Raw genomic sequence first — 5405 nt, 5'->3', positions numbered from 1 at the left:
GCCCCCGCCCCGCCGGGTAGCCCATACCCGGCACCGGGGGGGGGCGGCGCCCGCGGGGGCTGTCCCCCGGCGCCAGGGTCGAGGACGGTCACCTGGTGTGCGACGGCGCGACCGGCACCGATCTGGCCGCCTCCGTCTGGGTCGACACCGCGCCCTGGCGCGAGGCCGAGGTGGTGCGGATCGAGGACGGCCGGGCGCGGCTGCCGCGGGACCTGGTCGACGCGGGCCCGCTGACGGTGCAGGTGTTCGTCGACGACCCGTGGTCGGTGTCGCAGGCGCCGGAACGTCCCGGCGAGGACGCGATCGCGGTCGCCCAGCCGGGCTGGTTCACCGACCCGGATCCGGTGCGCACCGAACTGTCGCGCTTCCTGTCCGGGCAGGGCCCCGCGCCCACGCACAGCGCCGCCATGCCCGAGGTGTGGGCGGCGCTGCTCGGGCTGCCGGAAAACGCCGGGACGGTGCGCGACACCCTGTACGAGGCGCTGGGCGCCGACCCGCGCGCGGCGCTGGAAGCGTTGGCGCAGAGCACGATTCCGCAGGAGCAGCATCCGGCGCTGCTGATCGGGTCCGGGCTGATCGAGCGCGACTACGCGGCGGCGGAGGCCGGGCGCAACGGCGCGGCCGAGAATCCGTGGATCGGCTGCCTGCTCGACATCGCCGACCTGCCCGCGGCCGCCGCCGACAAGGAGTCGCCGACCTGGCAGGAGCTGCTCGCCCGGCTCACCGACTCCGGCGGTGACCGGCTGCGGGAGCTGCTGTGCGGCAAGGTCGGCGACCCGCGCGAGGGCATCTTCGACCGCTCGGCCGCCATGCTGCACGGCTTCCCGCCGGAGCAGGTGCACGCGCTGAAAGTGGCGTGCGAGATCGTGCCCGCCGCGCTGCTGGACACCGACACCCGCACCTCGGCCATGTTCGAGGCCTTCGAGCGGCGGCTCACCTGGCAGAACGATCCGGCCCGGCTGCGCCTGACCACCGGCACCCGCGAACTGCTCGCCGTCGCCCGCCGCGCCTCCCGTCCCGCCTACGACCAGGTGGTGGCCCGCAACGAGGCGCTGTCGGGCATCGACACCAGCTCGTTGCCGTGGAGGCTGATGTCGATGCAGTCGCTGTGGCTGGCGGTGGTGGCCAGGCTGGCCGCCCGCGGCCGCATCCGCGGCGCCCCCATCTCGCCTGCCCTGCGCGCGGACTGGGCCACCATGGCGCGGCTGTGTCCGGCCATGGTGTGCGCGGATCTGCTCATCGCCGACGCCCTGGTCACCCACGGCCAGCATCCGAATCTGATCGGGGATCTGCCGTGACCGATCGGCTGGATCCGCTCGCCGCGGGCGCGGCTGTCGAGTCGAGCTACAAGCGCTACCTGAAAACCCTCGTCGCGCCCCGCGATCCGGGTCTGGCCGAGGCCTTCGACCGCGAGGTCGACGCCACCGCACTGCTCACCAAGGGCCCGCTGCTCGAGTTGACCCCGCCCTACGAGCCGGGCGCGACCCTGCGCGAGCTGATCGGCGAGGGCGTGCTGCATCCGGCGTTCACCGAGTTCGGACCGGCCGTCGCGCTGGATCGGCCGCTGTACCGGCACCAGGAGACCGCGATCCGCAAGGTCGCCGCGGGCCGCAATCTGGTGGTGAGCACCGGCACCGGCTCGGGCAAGACGGAGAGCTTCCTGCTGCCCATCCTCGACGCGCTGATCGCGGAGAAGGCGGCGGGCACACTGGGGCCCGGTGTGCGGGCGCTGCTGCTGTACCCGATGAACGCGCTGGCCAACGACCAGCTGAAGCGGCTGCGCGAGCTGCTGGCGGCCACGCCCGAGATCACCTTCGGCCGCTACACCGGCGAGACGCGCGACAAGCGCGCCGACGCCGAATCCATCCATGCCGGAACGCATCCGGGCGAGGAACCGCTGCCCAACGAGTTGCTCAGCCGGGAGGAGATGCGGGCGACGCCGCCGCACCTGCTGCTGACCAACTACGCCATGCTCGAATACCTGCTGCTGCGCCCGCGCGACATGGACCTCTTCGACGGGCAGTACGCCGGCACCTGGCGTTTCCTGGTGCTCGACGAGGCGCACGTCTACGACGGCGCGCAGGGCGCCGAGGTGGCGTTGCTGCTGCGCAGGCTGCGCGACCGGGTCGGCGGCGACCGGCCGTTGCGTTGCATCGCCACCTCCGCCTCGCTCTCGGGCAGCAGCGAGGACCGCCAGGGCATCGAGGCCACCGAGTTCGCGAGCAGGCTCTTCGACGCCGAGTTCGAGTTCGATCCGCGCGATCCGGCCCGGCAGGATCTGGTGACCGCCACCAGGATGCGCCGCCGCGACGAACCCACCTGGACCATCTCCGACGAGGATCTGCTCCGGCTGGCCGAGCCGGACGCCGACCTGTCCGACATCGGCGATCACGTGCCCTCCGGCGACGTCGCCGAGGCGCTGTACGCCGAGCGGCGCATCGCCGACCTCAAGGCCCTGGCGCACGCGGGCCCGATCGCCGTCGACACCCTGGCCGCCGAGCTGTGGCCCGGCGACGTGTTGGGGCCGGGCAAACTGGAGGCGCTGGTGGCCCTCGGCTCGAAAGTCTTCGACGCGAGCGGCAATCCGGTGCTCTCGGCCCGCTACCACCAGTTCGTGCGGGCCACCGAAGGCGCCTACGTGAGTTTCGCCGAGGACGGTCCCCGGGTCTTCCTCAGCCGTCACGAGATCGACCCGGCGACCGGGCGCGCGGTGTTCGAGTTCGGCACCTGCCAGCGCTGCGGCGCCGTGCACCTGGCCGGTGATCGGGTCACCGAGCAGGGCGCGACGTTCTTCCGGCCGGCCACCAAGGACACCGCGGTGCGCTGGCTGGTGCTCACCGACCGCGAATCCGGCGAGGTGGTCGACGAGGACGAGACCACGCTCGCCGAGGAGGCGGACGCGCCGCGCGAGACCGGTATCAGGACGCTGTGCGCCGGGTGCGGCGCGCTGGACTCCTCGTGTGCCGTCGGCTGCCCCGGCGGGCCGGAGCTGGCGGTGCGCGAGCATCGCGGGGCGCGGCGGGTGATGAGCACCTGCACCGAATGCGGTGCGCTGGCCAAGCAGGTCATCCGCAGGCTGCGCACCGATGTCAACGCCGCGCCCGCGGTCATCGCCACCGCCCTCTACCAGCATCTTCCTGCCGCGGAGGGGCAGGAGGCCGACCAGGTCGGCGGCGGACGGAAACTGCTGATGTTCTCCGACTCCCGGCAGGCGGCCGCCTTCGCCGCGCCCTACCTGGCCAGCACCTACGGCAGTGTGCTGACCCGCCGTTATCTCACCGAGGCGCTGTGCGACCCGCGCAACGCAGGCGAGCCGCTGTCGGTGGAGGACCTGGCCGCCGAGGTCAGGCGGGTCGCGGAGCGGGCCGGACACTTCGACGAGGAGGCCACCCGGTCGAGCAAGCTGCGCGAGGTCAACCCGTGGGTCATGGCCGAGCTGATGTCGATGGACCAACGGCAGTCGCTGGAGGGGCTGGGCATCCTCGGGGTGTCGCTGCTGCGCACGAAGAAGACGCCGCTGCCCGCCGGGCTGACCCGGCTGGGTCTCGACGAGGACGAGCTGTGGGGCCTGCTCGACGAACTGGTGAAAACCGTTCGGCTGCAAGGCGTGCTGACCCTGCTGCCGGATGTCGACATCACCGCGCCGCTGTTCGAGCCGCGCAATGCCAGCATCCGCATGCGCTCGGCGGGATCCGACCGTCGCAAGCGGATCATCAGCTGGCTGCCGGGCGGCAAGCCGGGGACCACCAACAACCGCATCCTGCTGGTGCGCAAAGTGCTCGCCGCGCTCGGATCGCCCGCTCCGGCGGACAAAGTGCTCGACGCCTGCTGGAACTTCCTGAACTCCGCGGGCTATCTCGCGGCCGAACAGGATCGCGGCGCCGGCGTGATTTACCAGCTCGACCACGAGAAGCTGCGGCTGCGGCCGGGGTCGGACCACCGCTGGTACCGGTGCGGCACCTGCCGCAGGCTGACCATCAACGACATCCGCGGCGTCTGCCCGCACGGCAGCTGCACCGGCACGCTCACCCCCTACCGGGTGCCCTCGCTCGCCGAGGACACCAACCACTACCGCACCCTCTACCGCACCCTGGCGAAGGTGCCGCTGACCGCGCAGGAGCACACCGCGCAGTGGGCTGCCGGGGAGGCGGCCGCGGTGCAGCGCAAGTTCATCGCGGGCGAGATCAATGTGCTGTCCTGTTCCACCACTTTCGAACTGGGCGTCGACGTGGGCGAGTTGCAGGCGGTGATGCTTCGCAACATGCCGCCCAAGACCGCCAACTACGTGCAGCGCGCGGGCCGGGCCGGGCGGCGGGCGGCCTCGGCGGCGCTGGTGGTCACCTACGCCAAGCGCAGCTCGCACGATCTGTCCAAGTTCGCCAACCCGGCCGCCATGATCGCCGGTGTCATGCGGATTCCGTGGATTCCGGTCGACAATCCCCGGATCGGCCGCAGGCACGCGCACTCCATCGCGCTGGCCGCCTACTTCCGCGCCCGCTACGACGACGACCGCTCCGAATGGCGCCACGCCGGGCCGTTCTTCGAGGCGGGCGAGGACGGGCGGTCCGCCGCCGCCGGGGTGCGCGAGTTCCTGACCCCGGTGCCCGAGCGGGTGCGGCGGTCGCTGCGCGCGGTGCTGCCACCGGCCACGGCCGCCGAGATCGGTGTCGACGACGACAGCTGGGTCGAGCAGCTGTGCCGGACACTCGCCGACGCCGAACTGGACATTGCCACCGACATCGCTGTCTTCGAGGGGCTGATCGCCGAAGCGGTGGCGGCGGGCAAGCTCTCGTTCGGCGGCAGGCTCCAGAAGACCCTGCGCACCATCAGGGAACGCCAGCTGCTCGGCTACCTGGCGAACAAGAACGTGCTGCCCAAGTACGGCTTCCCGGTCGACACCGTGGAGCTGCGCACCGCGCACTGCGAGGGCGATGTGGGCGCGAAGCTGGAACTGTCCCGCGATCTCGGTCAGGCGATCTTCGACTACGCGCCTGGCAACCAGGTGGTGGCGGGCGGCAAGATGTGGACCTCGCGTGGCCTGCACAAACTGCCCAAGCGCGAACTGGTGGAACTGCGCTACCGGGTGTGCCGGGAATGCAAGCACCTCGAATGCGGCCACGAGCTGGACCCGGCCGCCCGCTGCCCGAACTGCCACCAGGACTTCGGCGCCATCAGGCAGTGCGTGTTCCCCGAATTCGGTTTCGTCGCCGACCGGCGGCCGCAGGACGTGCGCTCGGAGGTGCCGCGGCGCACCTGGTCCGGGGCCGCCTATGTGCAGTCGATCGGGGAGAGCTCGCAGGACTTCGCCTGGCCGCCGACGGGCGGCGCCGAGGTGGGGGGCGCCGCCCCGGGGGGGGCGGGGCGCCGCGGGGGAGGAGGGGGGGCGCGCGGGGGGGGGGGGGGGG

At 72.3% G+C, this 5405-nt stretch carries 2 protein-coding genes; both read left to right on the top strand.

Annotated features, from left to right (window positions below):
• Window positions 1-95: 95 nt before the first annotated feature.
• Window positions 96-1298, top strand: a complete 1203-nt coding sequence (locus QH283_RS29495; protein ID WP_280506188.1) for a hypothetical protein — start codon at window positions 96-98, stop codon at window positions 1296-1298.
• A partial coding sequence (locus tag QH283_RS29490; RefSeq protein ID WP_280506187.1) for a DEAD/DEAH box helicase occupies window positions 1295-5405 on the top strand: 4111 nt, incomplete at its 3' end. The genes QH283_RS29495 and QH283_RS29490, both read left to right, overlap by 4 nt.

Source organism: Nocardia farcinica (genome assembly GCF_029867845.1).
GTDB lineage: Bacteria > Actinomycetota > Actinomycetes > Mycobacteriales > Mycobacteriaceae > Nocardia > Nocardia farcinica_A.
The sequence above is the reverse complement of the archived record's forward strand: the minus strand, read 5'-3'. Positions and strand labels throughout refer to the sequence as shown.